The sequence below is a fragment of the Pseudomonas fragariae (ex Marin et al. 2024) genome, assembly GCF_059621105.1.
Genome location: NZ_CM184369.1, coordinates 2,830,946 through 2,848,345, shown reverse-complemented (window position 1 = coordinate 2,848,345; position 17,400 = coordinate 2,830,946). Strand labels below are relative to the sequence as shown.

General features: G+C 60.7%; 14 protein-coding genes. 7 read left to right on the top strand and 7 right to left on the bottom strand.

Translation table 11 applies throughout. The annotated features are described in order from the left end of the window. The first annotated feature begins 68 nt into the window (after nt 1-68). Nucleotides 69-1,163 carry a tartrate dehydrogenase gene (locus AC54XV_RS12685; RefSeq protein WP_032653648.1) on the top strand — a complete coding sequence of 365 codons (1,095 nt, stop codon included), beginning with the start codon at nt 69-71 and terminating at the stop codon, nt 1,161-1,163. On the opposite strand, the gene ptrR is transcribed toward AC54XV_RS12685, so the two are convergent. After that, nucleotides 1,160-2,035 carry a putrescine utilization regulator PtrR gene (gene ptrR, locus AC54XV_RS12680; protein ID WP_024651472.1) on the bottom strand — a complete coding sequence of 292 codons (876 nt, stop codon included), beginning with the start codon at nt 2,033-2,035 and terminating at the stop codon, nt 1,160-1,162. The genes AC54XV_RS12685 and ptrR overlap by 4 nt on opposite strands. A gap of 101 nt (nt 2,036-2,136) precedes the next feature. Between ptrR and AC54XV_RS12675 the strand changes: the two genes are divergently transcribed. Continuing rightward, complete coding sequence (locus AC54XV_RS12675; protein ID WP_058398508.1) at nt 2,137-3,528, top strand: aldehyde dehydrogenase family protein; 1,392 nt, start codon at nt 2,137-2,139, stop codon at nt 3,526-3,528. 233 nt (nt 3,529-3,761) lie between these two features. Here AC54XV_RS12675 and AC54XV_RS12670 read toward each other — a convergent pair whose 3' ends face one another. Then, the gene (locus tag AC54XV_RS12670; protein WP_024638824.1) at nt 3,762-4,346 is read right to left on the bottom strand and encodes a flavin reductase family protein; all 585 of its coding nucleotides are present in this window, start codon (nt 4,344-4,346) and stop codon (nt 3,762-3,764) included. A gap of 141 nt (nt 4,347-4,487) precedes the next feature. Here AC54XV_RS12670 and AC54XV_RS12665 point away from each other — a divergent pair, with 141 nt between their 5' ends. Continuing rightward, the gene (locus AC54XV_RS12665) at nt 4,488-5,111 is read left to right on the top strand and encodes a nucleotidyltransferase family protein (protein WP_057457939.1); all 624 of its coding nucleotides are present in this window, start codon (nt 4,488-4,490) and stop codon (nt 5,109-5,111) included. Here AC54XV_RS12665 and AC54XV_RS12660 read toward each other — a convergent pair. Genes AC54XV_RS12660 through AC54XV_RS12645 form a run of 4 tightly spaced genes read right to left on the bottom strand, consistent with a single transcriptional unit; the run spans nt 5,092 to nt 9,952 of the window. Continuing rightward, complete coding sequence (locus tag AC54XV_RS12660) at nt 5,092-6,060, bottom strand: XdhC family protein (RefSeq protein WP_032653657.1); 969 nt, start codon at nt 6,058-6,060, stop codon at nt 5,092-5,094. The two genes, AC54XV_RS12665 and AC54XV_RS12660, sit on opposite strands and share 20 nt — an antisense overlap. A 2-nt stretch (nt 6,061-6,062) precedes the next feature. Further along, on the bottom strand, nt 6,063-8,279 hold the full coding sequence (locus AC54XV_RS12655) for a xanthine dehydrogenase family protein molybdopterin-binding subunit (protein ID WP_058398507.1): 2,217 nt from the start codon (nt 8,277-8,279) through the stop codon (nt 6,063-6,065). Nucleotides 8,280-8,288: 9 nt separating this feature from the next. Next, complete coding sequence (locus AC54XV_RS12650; protein ID WP_111522191.1) at nt 8,289-9,272, bottom strand: FAD binding domain-containing protein; 984 nt, start codon at nt 9,270-9,272, stop codon at nt 8,289-8,291. After that, on the bottom strand, nt 9,272-9,952 hold the full coding sequence (locus tag AC54XV_RS12645) for a (2Fe-2S)-binding protein (RefSeq protein ID WP_024659718.1): 681 nt from the start codon (nt 9,950-9,952) through the stop codon (nt 9,272-9,274). The genes AC54XV_RS12650 and AC54XV_RS12645 overlap by 1 nt, the downstream gene beginning before the upstream one ends. A gap of 890 nt (nt 9,953-10,842) precedes the next feature. On the opposite strand from AC54XV_RS12645, the gene mqo reads away from it, so the two are divergent. From mqo to AC54XV_RS12625, 4 genes are all read left to right on the top strand, one after another. Further along, a complete protein-coding gene (gene mqo / locus AC54XV_RS12640; protein ID WP_024651478.1) occupies nt 10,843-12,486 on the top strand; it encodes a malate dehydrogenase (quinone) in 1,644 nt (547 codons plus the stop codon). Nucleotides 12,487-12,642: 156 nt separating this feature from the next. Then, nucleotides 12,643-12,879, top strand: a complete 237-nt coding sequence (locus tag AC54XV_RS12635) for a hypothetical protein (protein WP_011267642.1) — start codon at nt 12,643-12,645, stop codon at nt 12,877-12,879. Nucleotides 12,880-13,255: 376 nt separating this feature from the next. Next, nucleotides 13,256-16,267, top strand: a complete 3,012-nt coding sequence (locus AC54XV_RS12630) for an ATP-binding protein (RefSeq protein ID WP_496718790.1) — start codon at nt 13,256-13,258, stop codon at nt 16,265-16,267. Next, nucleotides 16,264-16,641 carry a response regulator gene (locus AC54XV_RS12625; protein WP_011267640.1) on the top strand — a complete coding sequence of 126 codons (378 nt, stop codon included), beginning with the start codon at nt 16,264-16,266 and terminating at the stop codon, nt 16,639-16,641. The genes AC54XV_RS12630 and AC54XV_RS12625 overlap by 4 nt, the downstream gene beginning before the upstream one ends. Nucleotides 16,642-16,663: 22 nt before the next feature. On the opposite strand, the gene AC54XV_RS12620 is transcribed toward AC54XV_RS12625, so the two are convergent. Continuing rightward, the gene (locus AC54XV_RS12620; RefSeq protein WP_003405569.1) at nt 16,664-17,398 is read right to left on the bottom strand and encodes a DUF72 domain-containing protein; all 735 of its coding nucleotides are present in this window, start codon (nt 17,396-17,398) and stop codon (nt 16,664-16,666) included. Between the last annotated feature and the right edge of the window lie 2 nt (nt 17,399-17,400).

The window sequence follows — 17,400 nt, the reverse complement described above, 5'->3', positions numbered from 1 at the left end:
AGCATGGATGGCCTGTGCAACTCATTGATTGCACACCCGCAATGGATCGATTCAGAGAGAGCGCCACCATGAACAACAAGAAACTGCGTATCGCTGCCATCGCCGGTGACGGCATCGGCCTGGAGGTGCTGCCCGAAGGAGTGCGCGTGGTGCAGGCCGCCGCCGCACGGCACGGGCTGGAACTGGAGTTCGAATACTTCGAATGGGCCAGCTGCGATTACTACCTGAAGCACGGCAAAATGATGCCAGACGACTGGTTCGAACAGCTCAAGGGCTTTGACTCGATCTTCTTCGGCGCCGTGGGCTGGCCGGAAAAGGTTCCCGATCACATCTCGCTGTGGGGATCGCTGCTCAAGTTTCGCCGCGAATTCGATCAGTACGCAAATATCCGCCCGGTGCGGCTGTTTCCCGGCGTGCCCTGCCCGCTGGCCAATCGCAAACCGGGCGACATCGACTTTGTCGTGGTCCGGGAAAACACCGAAGGTGAATACTCGTCGCTGGGCGGGATCATGTTCGAAAACACCGACAACGAATTCGTGTTGCAGGAATCGGTATTCACCCGTCGTGGTGTTGACCGCATTCTCAAGTTCGCCTTCGAGATGGCCAGCAAACGCGAGCGCAAGCACGTGACCTCGGCGACCAAATCCAATGGCATGGCCATCAGCATGCCGTACTGGGACAAGCGCACCGAAGCGATGGCCAGCCAGTACCCCGGCATCAGCTGGGACAAGCAACACATCGACATTCTCTGCGCGCGTTTCGTGCTGCAACCCGAGCGCTTCGACGTGGTGGTGGCGTCCAACCTGTTCGGCGACATCCTCAGCGACCTCGGCCCGGCGTGCGCAGGCACCATCGGCATTGCGCCGTCAGCCAACCTCAACCCCGAGCGCCACTTCCCGTCGCTGTTCGAACCGGTCCACGGCTCGGCCCCGGACATCTTCGGCCAGAACATCGCCAACCCGATCGCGATGATCTGGTCAGGGGCGCTGATGCTGGAGTTCCTCGGCCAGGGCGATCAGCGTTTCACCGCGGCCCATGACGAGATCATCACCGCCATCGAGCAAGTGATCGCCAACGGCGACGTCACGCCGGATCTGGGCGGCACGCTTTCGACTCAGCAAGTCGGCGCGGCGATTGCCGAGCGGGTTTCTGCAGGCCGTTAAACGTTCGCCGGTTCGCTGCGCTGTTCCAGGAGTTCGACAAAGCGGGCCAGGCTGCGCGACACCGTGCCCCGGCGCCAGATCAGCCAGGTGTGCAGGTAGCGAAACTTCTCGGACAACGGCCAGATACTGACCGTGGCGCAGCCGGGCATGCTTTCCAGCATGCTGCGCGGCATCAGCGCCAGCCCGGCACCGGCGCTGACGCAGGCGAGCATGCCGTGGTAGGACTCCATTTCATGGATCTTGCCCGGCACTGCCGCGTCATCGGTGAACCAGCGTTCAAAATGATGGCGGTACGAGCAGTTGGCACGAAACGCATAGATACTCTCTCCGCTGACGTCCCGCCCGCGCTTGACCGGCGCATGATTGAGCGGCGCGATGATGACCATTTCCTCTTCGAAGACCGGCACGCCGTCGAGCGACGGATGCTGCACCGGCCCGTCGACGAACGCAGCCACCAGTCTACCGGCCAGCACGCCGTCGATCATGGTTCCGGACGGGCCAGTGGACAGGTCCAGCTCGACCTTGGCGTTCTGCTGGTTGTAGGCGGCCAGCAGCGCAGGAATCCTGACCGCAGCCGTGCTTTCCAGCGACCCCAGTGCAAAAGGCCCCTGTGGCTCCTCCCCGGACACAGCAGAACGCGCTTCCTGCACCAGATCCAGGATGCGTCGCGTGTAGTCGAGAAAATTCCAGCCTGCAGGAGACAGGCGCAAGCGGTGCTTCTCGCGAATGAACAGGTCGACGCCCAGATCCTGCTCCAGCTGCTTGATGCGCGTGGTCAGGTTCGAGGGCACCCGGTGGATGTGCTGCGCGGCGGCGCTGATGCTGCCGTGTTCAGCCACTGCCTTGAAGATCTCCAGCTGAACCAGATCCATATCACTCTCCAAACATGAACGTTACGCTCATTATTATTCAGTTTTAGAAAGCATTGCACGCCTATATTCTGGTCCCACTTCCACCTCAACAGGATGGCGCAATGACTACTGTCACCAGCAACACCCATGCAATCTCGATCAACCCTGCCACCGGCGAGCAGATCGGCCACTATGCCTTCGAATCCGCCACTGCGCTGGATCAAAGCCTGTCGCGTGCGGCTGCCGGTTTTGCCGGCTGGAAGCGCACGCCGGTTCAGCAACGTGCGCAACTGATCGTCGCCATGGGCCAGGCCCTGCGCGATGACGTCGAAAACATTGCCCGCATGATCAGCCAGGAAATGGGCAAGCCCGTCGCCCAGGCCCGAGGCGAGATCGAGAAATGCGCCCAGTTGTGCGACTGGTACGCGGCACAAGGCCCGGCGATGCTGGTGGCCGAAGCAACTCAGGTCGAGCATGACAAGGCGCGGATCGAGTACCGTCCGCTGGGCCCGATTCTCGCGGTAATGCCGTGGAATTTTCCGGTCTGGCAAGTGCTGCGCGGCGCGATTCCGACCCTGCTGGCCGGTAACACCTATGTGCTCAAGCACGCGCCCAACGTAATGGGCTGCGCTTACCTGATGCTCGGCGCCTTCAAGCGTGCCGGCTTCCCGGAGGGTGTGTTCGAGGTCATCAACGTGACCCCGGAAGGCGTTTCAAACGCCATTGCCGACCCGCGCATCGCAGCTGTCACTCTGACCGGCAGCGTGCGTGCCGGCCAGGCCATCGGCGCCCAGGCCGGTGCGGCACTGAAGAAGTGCGTGCTGGAACTGGGCGGCTCCGACCCGTTCATCGTGCTCAATGATGCGGACCTGGATCAGGCTGTGAAGGCCGCGGTGATTGGCCGCTTCCAGAACACCGGGCAGGTCTGTGCAGCGGCCAAGCGTCTGATCATCGAGCAAGGCGTGGTCGAGGAGTTCACCCGCAGGTTCGTCGAGCAAACGCGTCAACTGGTAACGGGCGATCCTCTTTCCGGCGAAACCTACATTGGCCCCATGGCGCGCTTCGATCTGCGCGACGAGCTGGATGCCCAGGTACAGGACACGCTCGCCGAAGGCGCCACGCTGTTGCTGGGCGGCAGAAAGGCTGAAGGCCAGGGCAATTATTACGAGCCGACCGTGCTCGGTGACGTCACCGACCGGATGACTTCGTTCAGGCAGGAGCTGTTCGGGCCGGTTGCGTCGATCATCACCGCCCGCGACGCGCAGCACGCTCTGGAGCTGGCCAATGACAGTGATTTCGGCCTGACCGCGACGATTTATACCCGCGACCTGCAACTGGCAGAGCGCATGACCGAGGAACTGGAAACCGGCGGTGTGTTCATCAACGGCTACAGCGCGTCAGACCCGCGCGTGACCTTTGGCGGCGTGAAGAAAAGCGGCTTTGGCCGTGAGCTGTCGCACTTTGGAGTACGCGAGTTCTGCAATGCACAGACTGTGTGGCGGGATCGTCACTGAGGGTGCAGAAGATACACAGCCCTTGCGGGACTGGCCGGGATGGCGATTCGCGTTGCTCACCAAGGAGCAGGTGTAGCCGCTGAGTATTGACTGATCAGTCAGTCCCCCTTCGCGAGCAAGCTCGCTACCACGGGAGCCATCTGTGGGACCAATGAGTGTGCTTGTGTGGGAGTGAGCTTGCTCACGAAGAGGCCCTTACGGTCGGCGAGGATCGTCAGGGCCAGACATCGCGATTACTCGTCGCCCGTATCCACCACCGCAGGCTCACCGATCGTATAGAAATGCCCGCCCGCGACGTAATGCAGACTGCGCCATTTCGGGTCGGCCTTTTCGAATTCCCAGTGCCCGTCGTTGAACACGCGGTTGTCAGCCCAGGCGCCCACCACTTCGCCAATGAACAGGTCATAAGTCTGCTGATTGTGCGGCTCGGGAATGACCTTGCAGATCAGCCAGGCCGAACATCCGGCCACCAGCGGCGAGTCATGCCCGTCAATGCGAAACAGGTCCACATTGGCCTTGTCCAGCTTGTCCGGAGTGAAGACCTTGCTCTGGGTGCCGACGTCGAAGGTCATCTGCAATTGATCCAGATTGGGCACCTGCAGGGCAAAGTAGCCGCTCTTCTCCACCAGTCCGCGGGTCTTGGTCATCTTGTCGATGACCAGCGTCACCTTCGGTGGCGAGAAGTCCAGCGCACAGGCCCAGGCCGCAGCCATGACGTTATGCGTGCCCTCGTGGCTGGATGAGACCAGCACGGTCGGCCCGTGGTTGAGCAAACGGTAGGCTTTTTCCAGTTCGACAGGACGAATATGATTGTCCACTTGAAACCCTCGAAAAACATGATTCGTGCCGCTACCGGCAAGGCAGCGAAATAAGGCATTGTGCGTGCATCGGCAGAACTGCAGGGTGCGCCGCGCAAACCGCACGCGCCCTCTCCTTTCACCCACTCATAAGGTTTCGGATTGAGCAGCATAGACAGCCAGATCCCCGAAGTGTTCGCCCTGGTCCTCGCAGCCGGCCGCAGCAGGCGCTTTGCCGGTGACAAGCGGCAGGCGCTTCTGCCGTGCGGGCGGACCCTGCTGACGGCAAGCCTGGAAAACGCGCAAAACGCATTCGCCAAAACGGCGGTGGTATTGCGCCCTGATGACCAGGCGGATGCGCTGGGGGTTGCCTCGAACATCACGATCATCCGCAGCGAACAGGCCGAACTGGGGATGGGCCACAGCCTGGCGAGCGCCGTTGCGGCAGTGATGGACTCCTCTGCCGATGCGGTTGCCGTTGTTCTTGCGGACATGCCCTGGATACAGCCGCAGACCCTGCATGACCTGGCCAGAATGGCCGATCCCCAGCGCATCGTCCTGCCAATGCATGAAGGCCAGCGTGGCCATCCGGTGATCATCGGTCGACGATTCTGGCCGGCACTGCTGAAACTGGAAAGCGATCAGGGCGCGAAGGCCCTGATCACGAATAACCCCGAGGCGTGTGACCTACTGTATTGCGATGACCCTGGCATCCTGCGCGACGCCGACACCCCTTCAGCGCTGGCAGAAGCCTGCCGGCAACACCTTACACCTCGGCACGACTGACACCGTTGGCCACCCGCAGGATATCGGCCATTACCGCAATGGCGATCTCGGAAGGCGTCTTGCTGCCCAGGTTCAGGCCGATCGGCGCGTGGATCCGGTCCAGGACCTGAGCGTCCAGCCCGCCAATCCGCCCCAGACGCTCCAGACGTTTGCTGCTGGTGCGCATCGAGCCCATTGCACCTATGTAGAACGCCTCGGTACGTACCGCCTCGAGCATGCTCAGATCGTCCAGCTTCGGATCGTGCGTCAGCGCCAGCACGGCCGTCGAACTGTGGCAGCCGCCCTCGGCAATGAACACCGCAGGCAGCACGCCACGCACCTCGACACCTGGCATTGAAAACCCTGAGGTCACTTCGACACGAGGGTCACAGACGATCACCTCATAGCCCATCGCAACGGCAAAACTGGCGCAGAACTCTGCCACCGGCGACAGCCCGGCGAGCAGCACACGATACACCGCGCCCATGCGGATGCTGATCCGTTCACCATCGACCTGCACACGCGACTCGCCCATCGTCGCCGGCCCGATCGCTCTCTGCACACCGCCCAGGTGCACCTGCCTGCTGACCAGTTCGCGCCCGGCCAGCGCCTGCTCGATGGCCGCCAGATGTGCATCGGCCTCAGGTTTTGGCGCAATGAACTCGATCAGCACATCCAGCACACCGCCGCACGGCAAGGCCCGCGTTGGCGCGAAGCCGCCGTCGCCATAGCGAACCACCTGATTGACCGGCTCGAACTGCCCCGCGGCAACGCGCTCGAGAAAATCCTCTTCCACGCAACCACCCGACAGAGAGCCGCGATGCTCACCGCTGCCCAGCGCCACCAGCATCGCACCCGGCCCGCGTGGGGCCGAGCCGAACGTGGAAAGAACCGTGCACAGCCAGACCGCCTTGCCGCTGGCCAGCCAGTCCCTCGCCTGTTGTACTACCTGCAAATCAAGCTGTTTCATTGTTACAACCCTGCCATCAGTTTTTCCTTGCTGATCGGCAGGCTGCGCACCCGTTTGCCGGTCGCGTGATACACCGCGTTGGCCACTGCTGCGGCCAGCCCGGTCACACCGATCTCGCCGATACCTCGTGCGCCGAATTCACCCAGGTTGTAGTCCGGATAATCGAGCAGCAGGACGTCGATGTCCGGTTGATCCGCATGCACCGGTACCACGTACTCGGCGTAGTTGTTATTGACCGGCATGCCGCTGCGCGGATCGTATTCACCGGCCTCGAACAAGGCCATGCCGATGCCCATCACAATCGCGCCTTCCACCTGATTGCGTGCCGCCAGCGGGTTGACCACTTTGCCCACGTCAATGGCGCTGACCACCCGCGAAACGCGCAGGCTGGAAATGCCCGGGTCCCAGCGCACCTCGACAAAATGCACGCCGAACGAGCGGAATGAGTACTTGCCGGCCTCAGGCATGCCACTCTGGAACGTGCCCTCGGCACGCGACAGACGCTGGCCATTGAGCACATCGACGAAGCTCGCACGCTGCTCACCCATGACCAGTTGACCGTTCTCGACCTTGATCGCTTCGGCGTCCTGTCCGGCGAACACGGCATCCTTGCTGACGGCGTACTGGCGCAGTTTCTGCAACGCTTCGCGGGTGGCGCCGGCAATCGCCGGCATTACGCTGGCAGTGACCCACGAACCACCGGACACCGGGCCTGCCGGGAACGACGAGCTGCCCAGTTCCACTTCGACGCGCTCCATGGGAATGCCGGTCAACTGGCTGACGGTTTGCGCGACGATGGTGTAGGTGCCGGTGCCGATGTCCTGCAAGCCGCACTGAGCCAGAGCCGTGCCGTCGGAACGCAGAATGACCCGCGCATCAGTGGGCACCTGATAGGCTTCCCAATTGCAGGCGCCCATGCCGTAACCAATGATTTCATCGCCTTCGCGCATCGAACCGACGTCGGCCTTGCGTGCCTGCCAGCCAAACCGTTCGGCGGCCTTGTCGATGGCTTCAGGCAGGTGATTGCTGGACCACGACAGGCCTGCGCTCTGATCCTTGTCAGAGAGGTTCAGCTTGCGGAATGCCAGAGGCTCCATGCCACTGGCCAGCGCCATTTCATCAATGGCCGACTCCAGTGCAAACAGACCCGGTGCCGCGCCCGGCGCACGCATGGAGGTCGGCGTACCGCGGTTGATGGGGCTGATCTTGTGGCTGACCAGTACGTTATCGCAGGCATACAGGCTTTTGGTCACGCCACCGCAGTTTTCGGTGTAGTCATCGAGCATCGAGGTGTTGTTGAACGACTCGTGACGAATCGACACCAGCTTGCCGCTCGCATCGGTGGCCAGACGCAGGCGCTGGCGAGTTTCCGGACGGTGGCCCACGGTGGTGAACATCTGCGCACGCGGCAACACCAGTTGCACCGGTCGCCCGGTGACTTTGGCAGCGGCGCAGGCTGCGACCGAATGCGGCCACGGCCACAGCTTGCCGCCGAAGCCCGAGCCTATGAAGGGCGCGCGCACTTCCACCCGGTCGGGGGAAAGGTCAAAGACGTTGGCCAGCAGGTTGCGGTGGTTGACCACGCCCTGGGTGCTTTCGTAGACGAACAGTTTGCCGTCCTGCCACCAGGCGGTGCTGGCGTGCATTTCCATCGGGTTGTGCACTTCCACCGGCGTGGTGTAGGTCTGGTCGACTTTGACTTTTGCGCCATCGAACGCGCTGTCCGGATTGCCCCGGTTGTGCCCGGCACCGCCATCGCGGGCGCCGTTGACGCGCATGCCTTCGGCAAGGTCCTTGACCGCCGGACGCTCGTCGTAATCCACCGTCACGCGATAGGCCGCCGCCCTCGCCTGCTCGAAGCTCTCGGCCACCACCAGGGCCACAAACTGACCAGGGTAATAGATACGGTCATCCTCGAACGGCAAGCGATGCTCGTCCGCCTTGCTGGCCGAGAGCATCTTGGCAAAGCTCAGTTTGGTGTTCGGAGTACGGTGCAACGTGGGGAAGTTGTCGTGGTGAAAGATATCGACCACGCCAGGCATCGCCTTGGCCTGCTGATCCTTTATGGCCAGCACGCGCCCGTTGGCGATGGTGCTGTAGACGCCATAGGCGTAAAGCATCTTGCCCATCGGATGGTCTGCGGCATAGCGCGCCTGACCACTGACTTTCTTGCCGCCGTCGATACGACGCTGCGGCACACCAATGATGTTTTCACTCATGAGAAATTCCTAGGCCGTGAGGTCACGAAGGTTGCGGACGATGACCTGCTGACCCAGCGGGATCTTGAAGGCGTTGTGTTCATAGGCCCGCGAGCCCTTCATCGCCAGCGCTGCGACCTGCGCAAAGGTGTCCGGGTCGGCACGCTGACCGATCAGCGCACGTTCCGCTTCCAGGGCACGCCACGGCTTGGTGCCCACGCCACCCAGCGCAATGCGCGCATCGGTAATGCGCTTGCCGTCCATCACCAGAATCACGGCACTGGATGCCAGGGCGAACTGGTAAGAGGTTCGGTCGCGCAGCTTCAGGTAAGAAGAGCGGCTGCCTGACAGCGGCGCGTCGAGGGTCACATGCGTGATGAGCTCATGGGGCGCCAGCGCGTGTTCGCGCTCTGGCGTATCACCCGGCAGCAAATGAAAGTCGGCGAGCGGGATATCCCGCGAGCCGTTGACGCCCTGGACGGTAACCTGCCCGCCGATGGCCGCCATGCCGACACACATGTCTGACGGATGCGTGGCAATGCAGTGTTCGCTGGTGCCCAGCACTGCGTGCACACTGCGGTTCATCCCGCCGATCGCTGCGCAGCCAGAGCCCGGCTGGCGCTTGTTACAGGCGGAAATACCATCGCGAAAATACGGGCAGCGTACACGCTGCATGAGATTGCCGGCGGTGGTCGCCTTGTTGCGCAATTGGGTCGAAGCACCGGCAAGAATCGCCTCGGACAACACCGGGTAGCGCTGCTGCACCAGCGGGTGGCTGGCCAGGTCGGTATTGCTGACCAGCGCGCCGATGCGCAGGCGACCATCGGGCAGCGACTCGACCTGCTTCAACGCCAGATGGTTGATGTCCACCAGTTGCTGCGGTTGCATCACGTCGAGCTTGACCAGATCCAGCAGCGTGGTGCCGCCGGCCAGGTAGAAGCGCAGCCCCTCGCCAGAGGCTGTGCTGTAAGCCTGCGCGGGCGAAGCGGCACGAGCGTAGTCAAAAGTTCGCATCAGGCGACACCTCCCATTTTCGAGCGCGCAGATTGCACGGCAGACAGAATGTTCTTGTAGGCACCGCAGCGGCAGATATTGCCGCTCATGGCCTCTCTGACGCTGGCGTCGTCGGACGCAATGTTCGGATCCTTGAGAATCGCGACCGCGCTCATGATCTGTCCGGAGGTGCAATAACCACACTGGTAGGCATCGTGTTCCCAGAACGCTTCCTGTACCGGGTGCAGCTTGCCGTTCTCGGCCAGCCCTTCGATGGTGGTAATGCTGTCGCCCTGATGCTGAACGGCGATCGACAGACAGGAGTTGATCGCCACGCCGTTGACCAACAACGTGCAGGCGCCGCATTGGCCGTGATCGCAGCCTTTCTTGGTGCCCGTCAGTTGCAGGCGGTCACGCAGCACATCGAGCAGAACGGCATTGGCCGGCACGTTCAGGGTATGAACCTGGCCATTGACCTTCAACTGGATGCGCTGCTCACCCGCTGCGGGTGCGTCACTGTCTTCGACCACGGGGGCCGCAGGTGCCAAAGGCGCCGCCTGCAGCAGGCCGTCGGAAGGGATCCAGGTAGACAGCGTGGCCGCAGCAATGCCGGAGGCACCGAACTTCAGAAAGTTTCGGCGTGAGGGCTGCACGGTACTGCTGTCGCCAGCAGTTTCCTTGTGCTTCTTGGGTTCGGTCATCAGGATCACTCGGTAATAGCCGTCGCTGCTGTAAAGCGACGGGCGTTATGGTGTGGTCAGCGGCCCGGGCGTACTCCTGCTCACTGACGTGCTGCCTTTATTTTCAGGGGGTAATCAAAGCCAAAACGCTATCACCCGTTACAAGTGTTTAACTGGTCTGCGCTACTAAAGTTCCAACTGTTTGACGGACGTCTGTATCCGAACATTGCGGCCACGGACATGGCAGCCGTATAAGGAACCTAACAGGGCGTCGGCGCGATGATTAGCCAGGTAAAGTCACACGCCGTTATGAGTCTGGCTCATGAATGCATGGGAGCCGGATGAGCGCGTTGTTCGGAGCGGGTTTCAGACCGAGTGAGGGCTATATCCGTCTGACGGCTAAAGACCCGGGCGAAAATGCCGATACAGATAGGCAGTGGAAGGCTGTGAAGTGTCTAAATCAACGCATTCGTGGCCAATTTGATGATGGCACCTCGCAACCGGGGTGCACATTATGCGAAAATACCGCGTCTTTGCCGGTATGCCACCGAGGATGTGTCGCAGTACGCGTACAAAAAATTGCGCGTCAGGCGTGCCTCCATGCTCCGATGCGGCGTCCCAGACTCCGTGAACAGGCTGACCAGGTGTGTCTTCGCACGTGGCTCAGAGGGCAAGACCCTCGGGCATCGCAGCGCACCAACAGAGCAAATGTCACTCATGACGCTGAATCCAATGATGATAAGAAGTCAGCGCAGCAGGACATAAATTGAGGTCTCGAGCGGTATTATATTGGCCTTGTATGTCCACCTCTAGTCCCCGTGGGTGCGAGTGTTTGTCGCAGGCTCGATGCATGTGACAGGCCGTTTCCCCAGGAGTAGTCGGCGGATGGCGTTTATCAGATGGATGACAGAATGTTTAAGAAAGTGAACACGGCCCTCCTGGGTCTGGCCATTTCCATGGGCCTGATGCCCGTGCAGGCGGCTGAAACCAAGAAAGTCGACGTACTGCTCGTCGGCGGCGGCATCATGAGTGCAACCCTCGCTGTCTGGCTCAACGAGCTGGAGCCGAGCTGGTCGATGGAAATGGTCGAGCGCCTCGACGGCGTTGCCGAAGAAAGCTCCAACGGCTGGAACAATGCCGGTACCGGTCACTCGGCGCTCGCCGAACTGAACTACACCCCTGAAGACAAGAACGGCAACGTCGACATCTCCAAGGCCATCGAGATCAACGAAGCGTTCCAGATCTCCCGTCAGTTCTGGTCCTGGCAGGTCAAGACCGGCGTCCTGAAAGACCCGCGTTCGTTCATCAACTCCACACCGCACATGAGCTTCGTGTGGGGCGACAACAACATCCAGTTCCTGCGCAAGCGTTACGCAGCATTGCAAGCCAGCCCGCTGTTCAGCGGCATGCAGTACTCCGAAGACCACGAGCAGATCAAGAAGTGGGTCCCGTTGATGATGGAAGGTCGTGACCCGGCGCAGAAGCTGGCCGTGACCTGGAGCCCGATCGGCACCGACGTCAACTTCGGCGAGATCACTCGTCAGTTCGTCGCCAACCTGAAAGCCAAGCAGAACTTCAATCTGCAGTTGTCGAGCGAAGTCGAAGACATCAATCACAACGACGACGGCACCTGGCGCGTCAAGTACAAGAACCTGAAGGACGGTACCGTTACCGAAACCGACACCAAGTTCCTGTTCATCGGTGCCGGCGGTGCAGCGCTGCATCTGCTGCAGGAATCCGGTATTCCTGAAGCCAAGGAATACGGCGGCTTCCCGGTCGGCGGTTCGTGGCTTGTCACTGACAACCAGACCCTGGCCATGCAGCACATGGGCAAGGCCTACGGTATCGCGTCGACTGGCGCGCCACCCATGTCGGTTCCGCACCTGGACACCCGTGTTCTGGACGGCAAGCGCGTGATCCTGTTTGGCCCATTCGCGACCTTCTCGACCAAGTTCCTGAAAAACGGTTCCTACTTCGACCTGCTGACCAGCACTACCACGCATAACGTGTGGCCGATGACTCGCGTCGGTATCGAACAGTACCCGCTGATCGAATACCTCGCCGGTCAGGTGATGATGTCTGACGACGATCGCTTCGCTGCTCTGAAAGAGTACTTCCCGAACGCCAAGAAAGAAGACTGGCGCCTGATGCAAGCCGGTCAGCGCGTACAGATCATCAAGCGTGACGAAGAGAAAGGCGGCGTACTGAAGCTGGGTACCGAAATCGTTGCTTCCAAGGACGGCAGCATTGCCGGCCTGCTGGGTGCTTCGCCAGGCGCCTCGACTGCAGCGCCGATCATGCTGGGCGTACTTGAGAAAGTCTTCAAGGACAAGGTAGCGACTCCGGAATGGCAGGCAAAACTGCACCAGATCGTGCCTAGCTACGGCACCAAGCTGAACAACAATCCGGATCGTGTTGCCGAGGAATGGGCTTACACCGCCGAAGTCCTGCAACTGACTCCACCGCCGCCGGTGAACAAGACAGGTAATGCTCCAACACCTGCACCTGCTGCACAGCCAGCGAAAAGCAATCCAGCCAGTGACATGGCGCTCTAAGGCTTTCAGAGCTTGAGCAAAGCCCCGCCAGACCTCGTCTGGCGGGGCTTTTTTTTGCAGCTGCTTTCTCACGCAAACCGTGCCGACATGAAAACACGTCGAACTCTTCGCGCCGTTCGTTCCTCCAAGCAGGACGACACACAGAGAGGAACTGCAATGAGCAAGCATACTGACAAGCCTTCCAGCCACACGCCTGTACAGTCCGCGCCAACGACAGACCAGTCCGGCAAGCCGGTTGATGTGGTGCGCAAGGACATTGCGCAGGAAAACCCCGAAACCGAAGGCGTAGACAAGGTCATCACCCCGACGTCCATCAAGGAAAAAGAGCAGGATGCCGAAACGCTTCGCGCAAAGAATCGTGAGCTGGAACGCAAGTTGAACGGCCAGGGCTGATTGCCCAAGCGGGCCTGTAGCAACCCAGCACTTGCCGATAATTCGCTAAAAAATGGCAGGCAGGGCCTCAAAAGGCCCACACCTGCCAACTTGCAGGCATTTCCCCGACATAGTCAGTTAAAGCTACGCGTTCAACGGGCACCTGTTATGGTGGCCTACTTCCTTCCATCTCTGGCTTGTATCAGCAGAGCGCATCGTCCAGGTCTCCACGCCGCACTTTCGCGGCAACCTCGCATTTTCTTGCGCTGTCCATCCGGGCCGCTGGCCGCTCAAATTTTCGTTGCGGCCGACAAAAAAACCATCTGAACCGCGTTTAGCGTTGAACGACTGCACGTCGTACCAAGCAGCGGCTGGCTGTTCCCGGCTGAAACACCCTATGGAGTTCACGCAATTGATCAAGGACATGCTGGATGCAAAGCCTGACGCAGCGCTTGAAGCTGCGCTGGCCGAATGTGCCCGAGAGCCGATCCGTGTTCCTGGCGCGATTCAGCCGCATGGCGTACTGCTCAGCGTTGCAGGCGATCCCCTTTGCATTGAGCAGGTCAGCGCCAATTGCGCAACAGAATTCGGAATGGCCGCTGACGAGTTGCTGGGCAAGCCTTTGTCATGGCTGTTATCGCCCGAACAGTCGGCCCTCATCGACCATGCGTACGGCCACCCCGCTGCCCCACACATTGACCCGATAAAACTGACGATCGGAACAGCCCACTACAGCGCCTCGCTGCAGCGTGCCGACGATGTGCTGATAATCGAGCTGGAGCCCTTCGTGGAAACCGGTCATGGGCAGTCCAGAATCATTACCCGGGTATTGCGCAACCTGCAGGCAGCCACGACGCTGGAAACACTGTTCGATATCAGTGTGCACGAGATTCAGGCGCTTACCGGTTACGACCGGGTCATGATTTACCGGTTCGAGCCCGAGGGCCATGGCCAAGTCGTTGCGCAGGCACTGACCGGGCCACTGCCCAGCTACAGCGGCCTGAACTTCCCCGGTTCGGACATTCCCGCCCAGGCGCGAGAGCTGTATCGGCTGAACTGGATCCGTGTGATTCCGGACGCCACCTACGTTCCCGTACCCCTGATACCAACACTGCGCCCGGCGACCGGGCAACCGCTCGACCTGGGCTTCTCGACGCTGCGCAGCGTGTCCCCGGTGCATTGCGAATACCTCAAGAACATGGGCGTGCGCTCGTCGATGAGTATCTCCTTGCTGGACGGCGGCGAGCTCTGGGGCCTGGTTGCCTGCGGTCACCCCGAACCGTTGCGGGTGTCCAGAGAGTTGCGCGATGCCTGCGCGATGATCGGTCAGTTACTGTCGGTGAAAATTTCCGCCATTGTCGCGACTAATATCCAGCGCGAGCGGGAAGAGAAAGTTGTCCTGCTCGGGCAACTGGCAGACGCCATGAGTCGCGCCAATCATGAAGTACTCGACGGGCTGGTGAGCCGGCCCGAGCTTCTCATGTCGCTGACCCTGGCAGACGGTGCCGCGGTGCTGATTGACGATCAGGTTTATCTGTTCGGCACCTGCCCTTCAATCGAACAGGTGCGTGAGCTGTACACCTGGATACGCGACACCGGCCTGGCCAGTCAGCGATCCAGACAGCGGGCGACGGGCTTGCAGGGTCTGGGGGTTTTCCACACCAACTCCATGCAGAGGGAGCTTCCCGACAGCGCCGTTTACAGAGACATCGCAAGCGGCGTCATCGCGTTCACGCTGCCCAAGCCGATTGATAATGCAGTGATGTGGTTTCGCGCCCAACTCACCTCCACGATGAACTGGAGCGGTAACCCGACCCACCACGTCAGTACCCGTCCGGAGAGTTCCGCGAGTCATCGTCTGCACCCAAGGCAGTCTTTCGATGTCTGGGAGCAAGAGGTTACCGGCATTGCCAGCCCGTGGTCGCGCGCAGATCTTTATGGCGCTGAAGACATTCGTCGTTCTGCTCTGGAAAGCGACCTTGAGCGCCAGGTGCAGCGCGAACAGGAAGCGGTCCGTTTGCGTGATGAGCTGGTCGCCGTGGTTTCCCATGACCTGCGTAACCCGATGTCGATCATCATCATGCAGTGCGGCATGATGCAAAGCTGGGCGGTGGGCGACACACACTTTGAAAATCGCAACATCCGGCGTGCGCTGGGCACCATCGAGAAAGCCACGACGCGCATGAACAGCCTCCTGGAAGACCTGCTCGATACCGCGCAGATCGAAGCCGGCCGCTACCAGCTTTCGCGCCTGCCGCTGAGTGTCACCAGCCTGCTGGAAGAAGCCTGCGGCCTGCTGGTGATGCTGACCGCCGAAAAGAACATCGAGCTCAACTGCACCGCCGCGCAAGGCCTGGTGATCGATGCGGACCCGGAACGAATCTTTCAGGTACTTTCCAATCTGGTCGGTAACGCCATCAAGTTCACCCCGAAAGGTGGCCGAATCAACATCGATGCGGTAGCCGATCAGAACGAAGTGCTGTTCAGGGTCAGTGATGACGGCATAGGCATTCCGGCCGAACACCTGCCTTTCATTTTCCAGCGCTACTGGTCCGTGAAGGAAGGCAACCCACGCGGCAACGGCCTGGGCCTGTATATCTGCCAGGGCATTATCACGGCCCACGGCGGGCGTCTGTGGGCCGACAGCTCACTGGATTCGGGAAGCGTATTTTCCTTCACCCTGCCCGTACATCAGGGGGCGGACAGTATTGGCGAAACGACATTTTTAAAGCAGAGCGGTACGACCCATCGGCTGGCGCAATCGATCTCCAGCAAACTGGAACGCCAGCAACTGGAAGACCGGCTGACCCGCGCCGGATTGCTCAACGAACTGAATCATCGGGTAAAAAACACCTTGGCGACCGTTCAGGCCATAGCCTCTCTCACCGTCAACAGCTCTGCGTCACTGGAATCCTTTCACAAGAGCTTCGGCGCGCGCCTGTTTGCCCTGAGCCAGGCGCACGATGCACTGGCGCGTGCGGAATGGATCTCTACCGAACTGGTCGACTTGATCGAGCAGCTGCAGGAGCAGGATTCGGGGGCACACAGGATCAGTTTCGAAGGCGATCCGGTGACCCTGGAACCGCGTTTTTCACTGACACTTTCCATGGTGCTCCATGAGCTGATGGCCAATGCAGTGCAACACGGTGCGCTTTCTTCGGCCTCAGGTCAGGTGACAGTGACCTCTACGCTGACTGCCGAACACACTCCCCCGACGCTGAAGATCGAATGGAAGGAAACAGGCGGCCCGCCGGTCGTCGCAACCACGGTGAAAGGCTTTGGCTTGCGCTTGATACGCCGCAGCATCGAGCGAGAGCTCAAAGGCCAGGCCGACATTCAGTTCGCCCGTACAGGAATCATCTGGTCAATGCTGATTCCCTGGCCAGACAAACCGGAAAGCCGCTTATGAGTTCAGAATCAGACGACCGGACCTCGCACCCCAAAGTGCTCCTGGTGGAAGACGAGACCATGCTCGCCATGTTGATGGAGATGATGCTCGAGGATCTGGGTTTTGCGACCGCCTACCACGCCAGCACGCTGAACGACGGCATTGAATATGCGCGTAACGGCGAGTACGACCTGGCCATCCTGGACATCAACATTATCGGCGGCAACTCGTTTCCGATAGCCGCCGCCATTGCCGATCGCGGCATACCCTTCATGTTTTGCTCGGGGTACGGCCGGCTGGGGATCCCCGACGCGTGGCTCAACCGGCGTTGCGTCGCCAAGCCGTTCAGTGCCGAGCAACTGAGCGAAGCGTTGAGTGAGCTGCTTGAGGTCTGAGCACTGCACCCGTTCGCACCTATTACCCAGCCCTGTTGCGCTCAACCAGTGCCTGCAGCGCGAGCGCGTCACGGACGGCGGCTCCGCTGGCCGTGTTGTCAAAGATGCACCAGGTCTCGATTTCCCGCGCCACAGACGCCGACGCTCGCCCAGCCAAACCTTCCAGATGCTCGACGGAATAGGCACTGTGATAAATTTTCGGCGCCCCGTGCAGGCGCCAGTAGTGAGCACCCTGCCACCCACCGGGCAAGTGCCCTTCACTGATTACTGACGGATCGGCGGCTACCTGCGCAATGTGATGCTCGATCAGCAGCGCCTGAGCCTGCCGCCAGGATTCATGGCGCGGTTCCAATACCACGCTGCCGGCGTACTGATTGCGTAATGCTCTGAAAAACCTCTCAGCTACCTGCGGTGCATAGTCCAGAGAGGGCGGAAGCTGGACCAGCAGACAGCCCAGTTTGTCACCCAGCGCAGTGCATTGAGAAAGGAACGTGGTCAGAACGGTCTCGCACTCGCGCAGTCGGTGTTCGTGGGTAATGAGTTTCGGCATCTTGACCGAGAAGCGAAACCCGGCGGGCACCGCCTGCGCCCAGCGTGCGTAGGTCTGAGCGCGATGAGGGCGATAGAACGAGCTGTTGATCTCGACCGCGTTGAAGCGCGAAGCATAGCGTTGCAAATGGCTGCCTTGTTCAGGAAAGTCGGGCCAGTACTCACGCGCAAGGCTCCAGCCTGCACAACCGATATAAACTGGCGGCATAA